The 13,800-nt window shown below is 70.4% G+C and carries 11 protein-coding genes and 1 pseudogene; 5 read left to right on the top strand and 7 right to left on the bottom strand.

Features of this window, described 5'->3' with window-relative positions; translation table 11 throughout:
• Nucleotides 1-52: 52 nt before the first annotated feature.
• Nucleotides 53-505, top strand: coding sequence for a helix-turn-helix domain-containing protein (locus HCA58_RS01770; RefSeq protein WP_169595943.1), 453 nt, complete (start codon nt 53-55; stop codon nt 503-505).
• Nucleotides 506-509: 4 nt separating this feature from the next.
• On the opposite strand, the gene HCA58_RS01775 is transcribed toward HCA58_RS01770, so the two are convergent.
• On the bottom strand, nt 510-1,562 hold the full coding sequence (locus tag HCA58_RS01775; RefSeq protein ID WP_240955373.1) for a hypothetical protein: 1,053 nt from the start codon (nt 1,560-1,562) through the stop codon (nt 510-512).
• 69 nt (nt 1,563-1,631) lie between these two features.
• Nucleotides 1,632-3,812 (bottom strand): DEAD/DEAH box helicase, encoded by a 2,181-nt coding sequence (locus tag HCA58_RS01780; protein WP_169595944.1) that lies wholly within the window; start codon nt 3,810-3,812, stop codon nt 1,632-1,634.
• Between the two features lie 93 nt (nt 3,813-3,905).
• On the opposite strand from HCA58_RS01780, the gene HCA58_RS01785 reads away from it, so the two are divergent.
• Nucleotides 3,906-4,703, top strand: a complete 798-nt coding sequence (locus HCA58_RS01785) for a hypothetical protein (RefSeq protein ID WP_169595945.1) — start codon at nt 3,906-3,908, stop codon at nt 4,701-4,703.
• On the opposite strand, the pseudogene HCA58_RS01790 reads toward HCA58_RS01785, so the two are convergent.
• Nucleotides 4,702-4,803, bottom strand: a pseudogene (locus tag HCA58_RS01790) (branched-chain amino acid ABC transporter permease); the annotation flags it as partial. The gene HCA58_RS01785 and the pseudogene HCA58_RS01790 sit on opposite strands and share 2 nt — an antisense overlap.
• 128 nt (nt 4,804-4,931) lie before the next feature.
• Between HCA58_RS01790 and HCA58_RS01795 the strand changes: the two are divergent.
• Entirely contained in the window at nt 4,932-5,651 is a 720-nt protein-coding gene (locus HCA58_RS01795; RefSeq protein WP_169595654.1) for a hypothetical protein, read from the top strand.
• Nucleotides 5,652-5,865: 214 nt separating this feature from the next.
• Here the strand turns inward: HCA58_RS01795 and HCA58_RS01800 are convergent, their stop codons facing one another.
• Nucleotides 5,866-6,987, bottom strand: a complete 1,122-nt coding sequence (locus HCA58_RS01800; protein ID WP_169595946.1) for a glycerophosphodiester phosphodiesterase — start codon at nt 6,985-6,987, stop codon at nt 5,866-5,868.
• 191 nt (nt 6,988-7,178) lie between these two features.
• Here HCA58_RS01800 and HCA58_RS01805 point away from each other — a divergent pair, with 191 nt between their 5' ends.
• On the top strand, nt 7,179-8,513 hold the full coding sequence (locus HCA58_RS01805) for a potassium transporter TrkG (RefSeq protein WP_169595947.1): 1,335 nt from the start codon (nt 7,179-7,181) through the stop codon (nt 8,511-8,513).
• The gene (locus HCA58_RS01810; RefSeq protein ID WP_169595948.1) at nt 8,503-9,171 is read left to right on the top strand and encodes a TrkA family potassium uptake protein; all 669 of its coding nucleotides are present in this window, start codon (nt 8,503-8,505) and stop codon (nt 9,169-9,171) included. The genes HCA58_RS01805 and HCA58_RS01810 overlap by 11 nt, the downstream gene beginning before the upstream one ends.
• Here the strand turns inward: HCA58_RS01810 and HCA58_RS01815 are convergent.
• The 3 genes from HCA58_RS01815 to HCA58_RS01825 form a co-directional block, all read right to left on the bottom strand.
• Nucleotides 9,147-10,925, bottom strand: a complete 1,779-nt coding sequence (locus HCA58_RS01815) for a serine/threonine-protein kinase (RefSeq protein WP_169595949.1) — start codon at nt 10,923-10,925, stop codon at nt 9,147-9,149. The two genes, HCA58_RS01810 and HCA58_RS01815, sit on opposite strands and share 25 nt — an antisense overlap.
• A gap of 71 nt (nt 10,926-10,996) precedes the next feature.
• Nucleotides 10,997-12,550 (bottom strand): fused MFS/spermidine synthase, encoded by a 1,554-nt coding sequence (locus HCA58_RS01820; protein WP_169595950.1) that lies wholly within the window; start codon nt 12,548-12,550, stop codon nt 10,997-10,999.
• A 36-nt stretch (nt 12,551-12,586) separates the two neighbouring features.
• Nucleotides 12,587-13,591 carry a hypothetical protein gene (locus HCA58_RS01825; RefSeq protein ID WP_169596163.1) on the bottom strand — a complete coding sequence of 335 codons (1,005 nt, stop codon included), beginning with the start codon at nt 13,589-13,591 and terminating at the stop codon, nt 12,587-12,589.
• Nucleotides 13,592-13,800 lie beyond the last annotated feature (209 nt).

Genomic DNA, 13,800 nt, shown 5'->3' on the forward strand with positions numbered 1-13,800 from the left:
TACTGTCGAAGAGCGCACCGTCGGGTGCCGGTCGGGAGGTAAGACCCACCGGATGGGTTCGGTAGAGGTTTCGCCGCAGATGGCCTTCGCGCGTTTCGTGCGCCGTACCATCGACGACGCCCGTGACGAGCGCGGCTGGACCGTCACGGAATTGGCCGCCCACACCGGCGTCGGTCGCTCGACCGTTTTCCGCTGGCTGGCCGGCGACTGGCACGACTACCCGGAACTGGCGAAGGTCCGCAGCTTCTGTGCGGCCCTCGACCTGCCTGTCGCGGCGGCTTTCCGCGCCCTCGGCCTGCCCGACGCGGGCGCCGGGTCGGAGCGACGCGGCGGCGACGGCACGGTGGAGGCGGACGTGCGGGTGATCCTGCAACGGTTGGCGGATCCGTCGGTGCCTGCGGAGGAGAAACACCACATCCGTGACCTGCTGCGCTACCTCGCGCGACGGCCGATCCGGCGGCCCGCCGACCCCGCCGCCGCGCCGATGCGCCGGACAGCCGGCTGACCCGCTACAGCACCGACACCGTGAACTCCGCCGTGCGTGCCACTCCTCCGGTGGAGAAGTCAAGGTAGAGGCGGTAGCGTCCGGGCGTAGGCACGGTGAGCCAGAACCGGATCGCCCCGTCGACCGGCTCTGCCTCCGGGTGCACGTGCAGGTAGCCGAGGTCACCCTCGCGTAGTGCGACGAGGTGGCCATACGCGCCGAGGTGACGCTCCAGTGCCGGATCCGCGCCGTCGGCACCGGTGACCCGGAAGTCGACAGGCACGGTGAGCCCGGGTCGGGCAACCCCACGGTATTCGACGGCGAAACTGTCGACAGTGCTCGTGGTCGCTGGACTGGGCAGCTCACGGGGCACGTAGTCGCCGGGCGCCACCAGGTCGACCCCGAGCGTCGTCGCCGTCTGCCGGCCGTCGTCGGCGACGGCCGTGAAATCGGCGTACGCACGCCAAATGCCGGACGTGGGCAGTGTCAAGGGCACCGACCAGGTGCCGTCCACCGCCATCGTGGGGTGCAGGTGCTGATAACCGGACAGGTCCCGACGCACCACGATCACGTGCATCGGCTTGTCGTGCACGACCGCGAACCGGGTGACCGCGCGGCGCTGCCCGTCGTGAATCTGGAACCGCAGCTCGCTGGCACGCCCGGCAACGAACTCGGCGACCAGTGGGCGCAGGGTGTAACCGTCGCTGCTGATCGCCAGACCGCCGGCCTCGGCCGCCGCGTCCTGGTCGGTTCCGTGCGCGTGTGCGCCGGTACCGGGGGCGTGGGTGTGTTCGGCGAGCACACTGTCGGGGCCACCGGCCGCCACGGAGGCGCCGCCCCCGTTGATCCGCCCGAGCCCGAACCCGAGCAGCACCGCCAGCACGAGCCCGCCGACCACCAGAGCCAACCGCAGTGTGGCACGATCCGGTACGGTCGAAGCCGCACCGGCTTCCCGGCCTGTCGCAGACGCGCCGACGACTTCGTCGGCTGCATCCGCGTCGGGTTCCTGGTCTGCGGCCCCCCGCACAGCGGTACGCACCACCCCGAGCGCGGGTGCGTCGGGTGCCTGGTCAGCCATGCGCCCACCGTACCGTCGCCCCGATCCGGCAGCGGGGGAGCCGACCCGATCGTGGTTGCGGTCGCACCGTCAGGCGGCGACGGCGAGAGCGAGCGGCAGCACGCCGACGGCACCGGCGCGGCGGAGTTCCCGGGCCGCCATCGTCATGGTCCACCCGGAGTCGACAAGGTCGTCCACCAGTAACACCGGACCGCCCAGACCGGTGACGGCGGCGGCGACCTCGGCGGGGACGGTGAGGGTGCCGTGCAGGGTGCGTACCCGCTGTGCGCTGTTGCCACGCGACTCGTCACCGGCCACCGAACCGGTGGAGATCACCTGGCCCAGCAGCGGCAGCCGCCCGACGGCGGCGATCCGATCCGCGAGCGAACCGACAAGCGTCGGGTGGCGCCGGGAGCTGACCGAGACCACCCCGGCCGGTCGAGTCGGCCAGGGGTCATCACCGTGCGCCCACGCCTTCAGCACCTCGACGATGGCGGCGGTCACGTCGTCGGGCGCTGGGCCATCCGGCGTACCGGGCGCGACGAGCCCGCGTAGCCGGCTGCCCCAACCGAGGTCGGAGAGTCGGCCGACGGCGCGGCCCGGCAGTGCCTGGTCCGCCGGCGCGATGCGCCCCTTCAGCGGTACGCCGACCGATTCCAGCCCGGTCGGCCAGAGCTTCTTCGGCGCGAACTGCACCCCGGGGCGGCCGAGGAAGGTCTGCGCGGCGGTGAGCGCCGCCGCCGACACGTCGGGCGGGAAGAGCGCCTCGGCGCACCTGTCGCATCTGCCGCAGTCGACCGCCCCCGTATCGTCCAGGGATTCGCGTAGGAAGCGCATTCGGCAGCCGGTCGTCGCCGCGTACTCGATCATCGCTTGTTGTTCGGCGGCGCGGGCGGCGGCGACACGGCGCAGCCGGGCCTCGTCGTAGGTCCAGGGTTCGCCGGTGGCGAGCCAACCACCCCGCACCCGGCGGACCACGCCGTCCACGTCGAGCACCTTGAGCATCAGCTCCAACCGGGCCCGCCTCAGGTCCACAAGTGGTTCGAGTGCCTGCGTCGACAGCGGCCGGTCGGTGTGCAGCGCGGCCAGTACCGCACGGACCTGCTCCTCCGGCGGGAACGCCAGCGAGGCGAAGTACCGCCAGATCGCCGCGTCCTCGGCGCCGGGCAGCAGCAACACCTCGGCGTGTTCGACGGCCCGCCCGGCCCGACCCACCTGCTGGTAGTACGCGATCGGCGACGGCGGCGCACCGAGGTGCACGACGAAGCCGAGATCCGGTTTGTCGAATCCCATGCCCAGCGCGCTTGTGGCCACCAATGCTTTGATCTTGTTGTCCAGCAGGTCCTGCTCGGCGGCGCGGCGGTCGGCGTCCTCTGCCTGCCCGGTGTACGCGGCGACCGCCCAACCGCGCGAGCGGAGGAACTCGGCGGTCTCGGTCGCCGAGGCCACCGTCAACGTGTAGACGATGCCGGAACCGGGCAGCCGGTCCAGATGATCGGCGAGCCAACCGAGTCGGTGCGCAGGGCTCGGCAGGTCGAGTACGCCCAGCCGCAGCGACTCTCGGTCCAGGCTGCCACGCAGCACCAGGACGTCCGGACGCGGCCCGGTCGCGGCGGCCGGCTCGCTACCCAACTGCTCAGCCACGTCCCGGCTCACCCGGGCGTTGGCGGTGGCGGTCGTCGCCAGCACCGGGGTGTGCTCGGGCAGGTTGCCGAGGAAGGTACGCAGCCGACGGTAGTCCGGCCGGAAGTCGTGCCCCCAGTCCGACACGCAGTGCGCCTCGTCGACCACCAGCAGACCGGTGGTGGCGGCCAGCTTCGGCAGCACGGTGTCCCGGAAGTCCGGGTTGTTGAGCCGTTCCGGGCTGATCAGCAGCACGTCCACCGCGCCAGCATGGATCTCGGCGGTGATCCCATCCCATTCGTCCATATTCGCCGAGTTGATGGTGCGGGCCCGGATCCCGGCCCGAGCTGCGGCGTCGACCTGGTTGCGCATCAGCGCCAGCAACGGCGACACGATGACCGTGGGGCCGGTGGGAGCAGTCACGCCCTGCGGGTCGTCACCGTCGCGCCCCCGCAGCAGCGCCGTCGCCACGAAGTACACGGCAGACTTGCCCCACCCGGTGCGCTGCACGCAGAGCACCCGACGCCGGTCCACCACCAGCGCCTCGACGGCCCGCCACTGATCCTCGCGGAGCCGGGCCTGCGCGCCGGCCAGCCGCTGGAGCACCGCCTCGGCCCGCTGCCTTACCGCCGTCCGTTCCTGACTCATCCGACGTTTCTACCAGCGGCACGGCGGCACGACCGGGGCCGCCGCCTGGAGTGTGTTCTACCATTCCCGTTCGACACCGGAGAGAGAGACGAGATGACTCAGTGCACCGGCACCACCGCCGCGTACCGGCGTCTCGCGGCCCTGGCCGCCACCCTGCTGGCCGCGACTCTGGTGGTCGGATGTGAAGACGAAGCCGCCCCGGAAGCGGCCCCACCACCGCCTGACCCGAAACAGGAGTTGCTGGCGGCCGTACCGAACGACCAGGACCCGGCCTTCCGCTTCTCCACGAGCGACGCCTCGGGCGATGTCTCAGGGGTGGTCGACCCGGTGAACCAGGGCATGAACATCGACACCGTGACCAAGGACGAGGACTTCACCCTGGAGATGTCCTTCCGGATGGTCGAGTCACGCACCTGGGTGAAGGTGAACTTCGAGGGCGCCCAGGACATCCAGAAGCTGATGAAGCTACCCACCAAGTGGATGGAGTTGGACCCGGCGAGGGTCGAGGAGCCGGACACGCTACCCACCTACGAGGGCACCGACCCGGGCAACACCGACGCGATCATCCGCGCGGCCACCGACGTCCAGGCCGGCGAACCGGGTACGTACACCGGTGTGGTGGACCTGTCCGCAGCACCGGAACTGGCCGACGCCCTGGAGGGTGTGGCCGCCCTCGGCGACGCCGAGGGCCAGCTCCCGTTCAGCGCGGTGGTCGGCGCGGACGGCAACCTGTCCTCGTTGACGCTGGAGATCCCGGCTGCCGGCAAGAACAAGGCATCCGAGTACGTGGTCGAGTACTTCGACTTCGGCGCGACCCCAGCGGTCGTCGCGTTCACCGAGGAGCAGGCCCAGCAGGCGCCGACCGCCGCGTACGACCTGCTCAACGGCTGACCACCAGAAGGTACGCCAGCGCCAGCCAGTACAGGTTCACCGTGTTGGCGACCCCGACCAGCCCGTCCGGCAGCCCGGAAACGTCGAGCGGCAGCCGTTCCGCATTGTGTGTGGTCGAGAGCCATGCCCTGGCAGCGCGCCTCACAAAGGGCTTTTACGGACAAATAGCGCTATAGGTCCCTAGGCTGGCGATGTCCCGCTACACGCACCTTCACCACGGGGAAGATCGTGAAACTGTTTCGAGTCACTGCCGTCATGATGACGGCCGGCATCGCGTTGGTGATGACCCAGAGTTCGGCCCTCGCGCAACCCCCACGCTCCCAGCCCATCGAGGACACCAGCATCAACATCAACCCGGGCAACGTCCCGACCACCGCGGCCGACTTCGAACAGGAGTGCGACCCGAACCTCGGCGGCGGACCCTACCCGAACCGGGACGTCTGGGTGTTCAACCTGCCGTCGGTGCAGCGGGACTTCGTATCCGTCACCGCCACCTTCAGCGTGCCCAACGATGGCATGGTCGACGTGACCATCCCCGACGCCGAGGACAGCGCCATCGTCCGGATCGGCACCAGCAAGGCGTGGGTGATCCTGCCCGCAGGCTGGACCCTGATCACCGCCACCGCAGTCGTGACCGGTGATCCCGATCCCGGCCTACAGTTCGTCCTCACTCACACCTGCGCCGCCAGCGCCAGCCCTACTCCCACCCCCACACCGACCGGCAGCCCCACCCCAACCCCCACCGGCAGCCCCACAGCGACGCCGACCGGCAGCCCGACCATGACGCCGACCGGCGGTCCGACAGTGACGCCGACCGGCTCGAAGCTGCCGATCACCGGCACCTCCGGAGGTGGCGGTCTCCTGATGATCACTGCCCTGGGTCTGGGCGCGATCGTGCTCGGCGTGAGCTTCCTGACGCTACGTCGTCGACGCGACCTGAACGGCTGACGCAGACCTGTCGCGGGGTGGGCGGTCACCGCCGACAACCGGCCACCGGGGACACCCGGGCCTCCCGCCCCGCGTCCGGGCACCGAGATCCATCCGGATCAGGAACCACTCGTCAGACCAGAATCCGGCGGGACTGGACTGGGCGGACGGGTTGGGGGGCCCGCCGGCCGGGGGGCGGACGGCGGGCCGATCGGTGCGGTGACGGTGAGCGGGGTCAGCGGCGGGGCAGGGCGGCGCGGGCAGCCACGGCGGTGTCAGGGTGGTCGGTGAAGACACCGTCGAGGCCGAGACGGTAGAACAGTTCGTACTCGGACTGGATGTCGCCGCGGGCGTTCAGGTCGGTGCCGATCCGGAGGTCGGCCGGGAGGAACTGGTTCTCTGCCCGGAACGTCCAGGCGTGCACGACCAACTTCTCCTCGTGCGCGTCATTGATCAGCGTCGTGGGGGCGAGCAGATCGCCGGCACCGTCGCGGGGCACGATCAGATCCTTGTGCACCCCGACGCCGTCGGCGTACCGGGCGATCCACCGCAGGCCGACTGGGGTGGCCAGGTCACGGTAGGTGCGTTGATCGCCGGCCACGGTGAAGTCGTACGGCCGGCCGCCGGCACTGAGCAGCTGGACCAGCCGTACGTCGATCATGCGGTCGAGCTGTCGCAGGTTGGCGGTCTCGAAGGACTGGATGATCACCGGGGCGTTCCGCTTGGTCATCTTGTTGCGGCGAAGCACCTCGACCAGCGGCTCCTCCAACGGCAGCCCGATCGAGGCGAAGTACGTCGGGTGCTTGGTTTCCGGGTAGACACCGATCACCCGGCCCCGCGCCTTCCCCTCGACCCGGGCCAGGTCGATCACCTCCTGGAAGGTGGGCACCTGGAACTGCCCGTCGAACACGGTGTTGGTCACCCGCACCTGCGGCAGCCGCTCCTTGGCCCGTAGGGTACGCAGCTCGGCGAGGGTGAAATCCTCGGTGAACCAGCCGGTCACCGACACACCGTCGATGACTTTCGTCGCCTGGCGGTCAGCGAACTCAGGCCGGACCGCCACGTCGGTCGTACCGCTGATCTCGTTCTCGTGCCGGGCGACCAGCACGCCGTCGGCCGTGGCCACCAGGTCCGGTTCGATGTAGTCGGCGCCCATCCGGATCGCCAGCCGGTACGCCTCAAGCGTGTGCTCCGGCCGGTAGCCGCTGGCGCCCCGGTGGCCGATCACGATGGGCTGGTCGTCCACACCGGCCGGGTCGCTGGAGCCCGCTGGCTTCGCCGTGGCGACCATTGGCGTGGCCACGGCGGCTGCGAGCAGGGTCACCGACACACCGAGAGCGGAAAGGGTACGTCGCAAGGCAGTCTCCTTGACTCGTCGGAAGACTGCCTCAGCAGACCTGGCCGGGCTGACGGCGAGTTGGTCCACACCTGACCATCCGGTGAAAACTCCACCGTCGCGCCCGTGAGAGCGGGGCAGAGGTGAGCCGGTGAGGGGATGGGGATGCTGGTTCCGGCCCGGCACAGCGGGCGGAATCGGAAGATTGTCAGGTGCGTCGGTTCCTACGTCACCCGGTGCGGCTCGTGCCGCTGGCCTTCCTGGTGGCGATCCTGATCGGCACCGGCCTGTTGATGCTGCGTCCGATGACGGTCGAGTACCAGCCCACCTCGTTCATGACCGCACTGTTCACCGCCACATCGGCGATCTCGGTCACCGGGCTGACCGTCACCGACACCCCGAACTACTGGTCCGGGACCGGACTGGCGCTGATCACCGTGCTCACCCAGCTCGGCGGGCTCGGCATCCTGACCGGGGCCGCGCTCGTGATCCTCACTGTCTCCCGGCGGCTCGGCCTGCACAACCGGCTGTTGGTGCAGGCCGAGACCGCCGAGTACGGGTCAGGCGACGTACGCCGTCTGTTGCTGCGCATCGCCGCAACCGTGTTCGCCTGCGAGCTGGCGATGACCGTCATCATCACCGGTCGGCTCACGCTCGGGTACGACCAACCGTTCTGGGGGTGTCTCTGGACGGCCGCGTTCCACTCCATCCAGGCGTTCAACAACTCCGGATTCTCGCTCTACCGCGAAGGGCTGTTGGCCTTCTCGAACGACCCGTGGGTCAGCCTGCCGTTGGCCCTCGGCGGCATCGTCGGCGGTCTCGGCTTTCCGGCCCTGTTCGAGGTGGCACGACACTGGCGGCGGCCCGCCAGGTGGGCGGTCGCCACCAAGTTGACCATTTGGGGCAGTGCCGCCCTGATCGCTTTCGGTGGGACGGCGTTCCTGGTCGCCGAGTGGGCGAACCCGTTCACGGTCGGCCAGTACGACGTGCCCGGCAAGGTGGTCGCCGCGTTCACCCAGATCGCGCTGGCCCGCACCGGGGGCTTCGAGGTGGTGCCGACCGATCTGCTCCGGGAAGAGAGCTACCCCCTGCTGACCGGGTTGATGTTCATCGGCGGCGGTAGCGCCAGCACCGCGGGGGGAATCAAGGTTTCCACCTTCTTCCTGCTCGCCTTCGTCATCTGGGCGGAGGTCCGGGGCGAGCCGGACGTCACCGTCGGGCATCGTCGGATCGCCACCGCCAGCCAGCGGCAGGCCCTCACCGTCGCGCTGCTCAGCGTCGCCATAGTGGCCGCCGGCACCGCCGCACTGATCGGGATGACCGACGAGCTTCCGTTCTACGCCGCGCTGTTCGAGGTCACCTCGGCTTTCAGCACCACCGGCCTCTCGGTGGGCGTGCTGTCGTCGCTGTCCGACGGTGGTCAGTTGCTGCTCACCGTACTCATGTACCTCGGCCGGGTCGGGCCGCTCACCTTCGGCTCGGCGATCGCTCTGAACACCCGACACAGGCTCTACCGCTACCCAGAGGAGCAACCCATTGTCGGATAGGAAACCGGACGCGGGTGGTATCGCCGTGATCGGCCTCGGCCGGTTCGGCAGCCATCTGGCCGAGTCGCTCTCCGCCCTCGGCCGCGACGTGCTGGCCATCGACCGGGACGCCCAGCATGTGCAGAAATGGTCGCCGATGCTCGATCAGGTGGCGCAGGCCGACGCGGCCGACGAGGACGCGCTGCGCCAGCTCGGCCTGTCGGACGTGAGTCGGGCGGTGGTGGCGATCGGTGCGTCAGTGGAGTCGAGCGTGCTCGCCGTGCTGGCTCTCGTGGAGCTTGGCGTACCGCAGATCTGGGCGAGGGCGACCTCGGCGCAGCACGCGAAGATCCTCTCCTCGGTCGGTGCACACCACGTGATCTCGCCGGAGGCGGAGACCGGTGAACGGCTCGCCCATCTGATCGTCAGCAGCATGCTGGACTTCGTGGAGTTCGGTGACGCCTTCGCGGTGGCGCGGGTCCGCGTACCGCGTTCGCTCGCCGGCCACTGCGCGAGCGAGATCCAGCTGGAGCGGTACGGCGTACGGGTGGTCGGAATCAGACAACCGGGCGAGAACCGCTACCGGTACGTCTCGGACAGACTGGACCTCGCCCCGGACACGATCCTCATCGTGGAGGGGACCATCGAGCAGGTTCAGCGCTTTTCCACGCTGCCCTGACCGGTCGGCTCAACGCCGGGGGGCCTCGCCCCGGGCTTGTCGGGCTGGGGCTCGTCCCCGCCCCGCGGGCCACCGCCGTCCCCTCGGTCGCCGTCCCCTCGGTCGCCGTCCTCGTCCATACCCGTACCGCCCTTGCCCTTGGCGCCCTTTCCCTTACTGCCGCTGCTGCTCTTGGCGGGCGGCTTGTCAGCCCTGGGCTGCTCGCTCCTCGTTCCGGCCCCGCCCGAACCCGCCTTCCCAACCGTGGCCTGCACCTTCTTGGCCGTAGCCGACGTGGTGGGGGCCGGCTTGCCGGCCGGCTCGGTACCGGCCACCCCGGAGACCTGCACCCCGCACACCTCCGGGCCCACCCGAAACTCCACCGGCAGCGGGTTCGTCCCGGTGTAGCGCCCGGTCAGGGTCAGCTTCTCGGTGGCACCCGGCGCCAGCGCGGGACGCTGCGGAGCCGGCTGCACCGTCACAGCCCGGCCCTGCTGCCGTGCCGGCACCGGCGTCGCGCCGGTCACCTCCTGGCCGCCGGGGAACGCGAAACTCAAAATCCAGTCCCGCAGCTCGTTGTCCCCGGTGTTGGTCAGGCTCACCTCGGCGGTGAAGTCCCGACCGGAGTCCTTGCGCAGTACGTAGTTCACCTGACAGGCAACGGGCGATCCCCCGCCGACCCGTGCCTGGGCGATCTGGTCGATGCCGCCACTGGCCGGGCTGTGCGACGTGACGCCCCAGACTGACGCGGTGACGGCCATCAGCCCGGCGGCAGCCGCCACCGCCTCCACCCGACGTCGCCGGTCCAGCAGACCACGGCGGTGGCGTGGGCCAGCCAGGGGCAGCGCGTCGGTCGCGGCGGACCGGGGCAGGATCGTGGTGCCGGCATCGATCAGCCGCGACGCAGCGGAGGCACCCGAGCAGCGGGACACCGGTACCTTCCCGACCGCGTCGGCGAGCCTCCGAGCCACCTCGGTGGTGGCCGGGCGGTCCGCCGGTCGTTTCGCCAGACAGCGCTGCACGAGGTCGACGACGTCGCCCGGCAGGCCGGGTACGTCGGGCATCGGGTCCGGCTCGCGGTACATGTGTGCGCGCAGCATCTGCGTGGTGGTTCCCGCCTTCCAGGGCAGCCGACCGGTGAGCATCCGGTACAGCAGCAGCCCTACCGCGTACACGTCGGTGGCCGGGCTGACCTGGCCGTTGTCGAGCCGTTCCGGGGCAAGGTAGGCCGGGGTGCCGAGCAGCGCCCCGTCAGGCCCCTTCTCGCTCTCCCCCACCAGCGCGGAGATACCGAAGTCGACCACCTTCACCCCGGTGGCGGTGAGCATCACGTTGCCCGGGGATACGTCACGGTGCACCACACCTCGGGCGTGGGCGGTGGTTAGCGCGGAGGCGACCTCGACCGCCACCGTCACGGCCTCCCGCCACGGCAGGTGTCCGTCACGGGCCAACCGCGCCGTCAACGGGCCGCCGTCGATCAGCTCCATCACCACGTACGGCACGGTCACCCCACCCTGTTCGGACTCGCCGTAGTCGTACACGTTGGTGATGTTGGGGTGACAGAGCCGGGCGGCAGCCTGTGCCTCGACCCGGATCCGGTGCCGGAACGCCCGGTCGCTGGCCAGCCGGGAAGCGAGCACCTTCACGGCGACCTGCCGGCCGAGCACCTCGTCGAAGCCGCGCCAGACCACCGACATGCCGCCCGCACCGAGCTGATCGATCAGCCGGTACCGCTCACCGAGCAGCCGAGACCGCCTGCCTACCCCACCGCCCATGGTGGGCGATGTTGCCCGACCTGAGGTTCCTTACACCTGCATGGTCCGCTTCGGTCACCGATGTCACCCGATCAGGCGGTGGCGAGCAGTTGGTCCACCGGTGCGTAGTCGTCGGTGAGCACCAGCGCGTCGCCAACGAAGTCCGTCAGTTCACCGCCGCTGAGCAGGCTGACCGGTTCGTTGACGTCGTCGAGCCGGGCCCGCACCGCAGTCAGCGGTAGCGGTGCGTCGGAAGCCATGATGAGGAAGTTGGAACCCTGCTCCCCGGCCAGCGACTCGGGCGGGGCGATCAACGCGACGTGCTCGAACTCGGCGGCGACCGTGGCCACCTCGCTGCGGATGAACCGCAGCGGCGGGTAGTCGATGACGTTCTGCACGTACACCCCGCCCGGGCGGGTCACCCGGCGGATCTCCGCGACCATCTCCCGGGTGGCCAGGTGCCAGGGAACCACCAGATGCCCGAAGGCGTCACCCACCACGAAGTCCCGGCTGCCGGTCGCCTCGGCGGCGACGAGCATCCGCGCGTCGCCCACCACGGCCCTCAGGTCCGGCCCCTGCCGCAGGCCCAGTCGCTGCTCCCCCAGCTCGACCAACCCGCCGTCGATCTCGAACACCAGGTTGTCGGTTCCAGGTCGGGTGGCGGTCAGATAACGCGGCACGGTGAAGCCACCGCCGCCCAGGTGCAGTGCGTCGAGCCGCTGTCCCGCCGGGGCGAGCACGTCGGCCGCCGCACCGATCCACCTGGTGTAGGCGTACTCCAGGTGGGTCGGGTCGGCCAGGTCCACGTACGAGTGCTGGGCCGAGTTGAGCAACAGCGTCCGCCCGCTGGACCGTCCCGGATCGGCCTGCACCCGAGCGCAGTGGTACGCCGTCTCGATGTCACAGGGATCCGGGGCGACCATGGTCAGCCCCGCCCCGGCCAGGCCGAGCACGGCAAGGGCGGCCTTGACCCGGGCCGGACCGGGCAGCGCGGCCCGGTCCTGCCGGTGCAGGTAGACACCGAGCGTGATCCCGGTGAGGCCGAGGGAAGCGGCCAACCCGAACAGGATCACCGTGCTGGGCAGCGCGGCCACCAGCACGAACCCGGTGACCAGGGTGGCCGTGACCGCGCCCAGGGTGCCGATGCCGGAAAGTCGACCGACCACCTGACCGGTGCGGCGCAGGTCGGCGAGCTGCAACTTGATCACCATCGGGCTGACCGCCGAGAGCAGCATCGCGGGAGCGAACACGGCGACCGCGACGAGCAGCAGGATGGCGCTGGCCGCCCCACCCCGCAGCACCTCACCCGCGTACCGCACCGCCGGCAGGGTTATCGCGGTGGCGATGCCGGAGAGCACGAGCGCCGGAGCCAGCATCGTACGAGGATTCCGCCGGTCGGCCAGCCAGCCGCCCGCCCACGCCCCGTACGCGATCGCCGCGAGCGCGATGCCGATGACCGAGCTGGTCACCTGGAGCGTGACCCCGACGTACGGCCCGACCAGGCGCAACGCGGCGGTCTCCAGGACCAGGACCGCACCGCTGGAATAGAAGACCAGGAACGCGGCGAGCCCGTTGGGCAAGGCCCGGGCCGACTCCGGCGGGACCGGCGCGGACGGGGCCGCCAGCTCAGGCGTTGGAGAGTTCATCGTGGCGATGGTACGCAGCCGTTTCGGGACCGCAGGTCAGTACATCGAGAGATGAACGTGGTTCGTGTGGTCTGCGGCGGGGCTGCCGCTCCCGCTGTACGCCCGCCACCCGGTGCCCGGGTGCCAGATCTGGCGATACCAGATCACGTAGAGCACACCGAGCCGGTCGGCGTTGCGGACGTGCCAGGCGGCCAAACCGTCGCCGTACGTCTTGTCGCCACCGGTCGCCGTACGGTCCTCGAAACCGTTGGTGGCCGCCGAGAAGTCGCAGGCCCGACCCTTGGGGTGCTCGCCGGAGCCGCCGCTGCGGTAGCAGGAGACGTGCCGCTTGTAGCCGGCTGCCTGGGTCTGCTGCAACGCGTGCAGGGTCCGTGGCGTGATACAGCCCGAGGTGGTCGGATCGTTCACCGAGCACGACTCACCCGGCCAGGAACCGTCGGAGTTCCGGGGCGCCGGCTTCGCCGAGGTTGAACTGCCGCCGCTGAATCCGCCGCCGCTGCCCGAACTGACCGCCGCCAGCGCCGCCTCGGCCTCCTTCTTCTTCTTCGCCATCACGGCCAGCTGTTTCGTCTGCTCGCGCACCTCGGCGTTGATCGCGAGCTTCGCCTGCCGGGCCTGCTCACGCGCCTCGGTCAGCTCCCTGACGCGACGGCCGTCCCGCTGGGCCATCATGTCGAGGTTGGCGGCCCGCTGCACGAAAGCTTCCGGGGTCGCGCTGTCCAGCAACACGGCAGCCGGGCTGAGCCGTCCGACCCGGTACGACTGTGCGGCCACCTCACCGACCAGTACGGTCAGCTCGTTCAGCCGGCTTTCCATCTCGGAGAGCTCCGTCGCCATCTGCGCTTGCCGCTTCTTGGAGGCATCCAGTTCGCGCTTGGCGTCGATATGCGCCTTGGCGGTGGCCTCCAGGGCGTCCCGCAGCTTCTTGCTGCCACCCTCGTTGGGCTCGGCGTACGCCGGCACGGCACCCACACCGAGCAGCAGCGCCACACCGGCGAGCAGGGCGATCAGCGGCCGGCGAACGTTCCGCCGGACGGACATGTACCTGCGCACGGAAGCATCCTTTCGTCGGCCGCCGGCCCCGGTTGGCACCCCTGCGCGGCGACGACCCCGCCGGCGCCGGTCGGCGGCCTGCTGGCGGATGGCCGCCGGCCAGAATACCGGAACCGGCTCTCCTGACCAGCCCACCGACCCCCACCCCCGCCGATCCTCAACTCTCCGCGACCGCTACCTGACCCCCCGCACCCACC

The organism is Micromonospora sp. HNM0581 (assembly GCF_012726175.1).
GTDB lineage: Bacteria > Actinomycetota > Actinomycetes > Mycobacteriales > Micromonosporaceae > Micromonospora.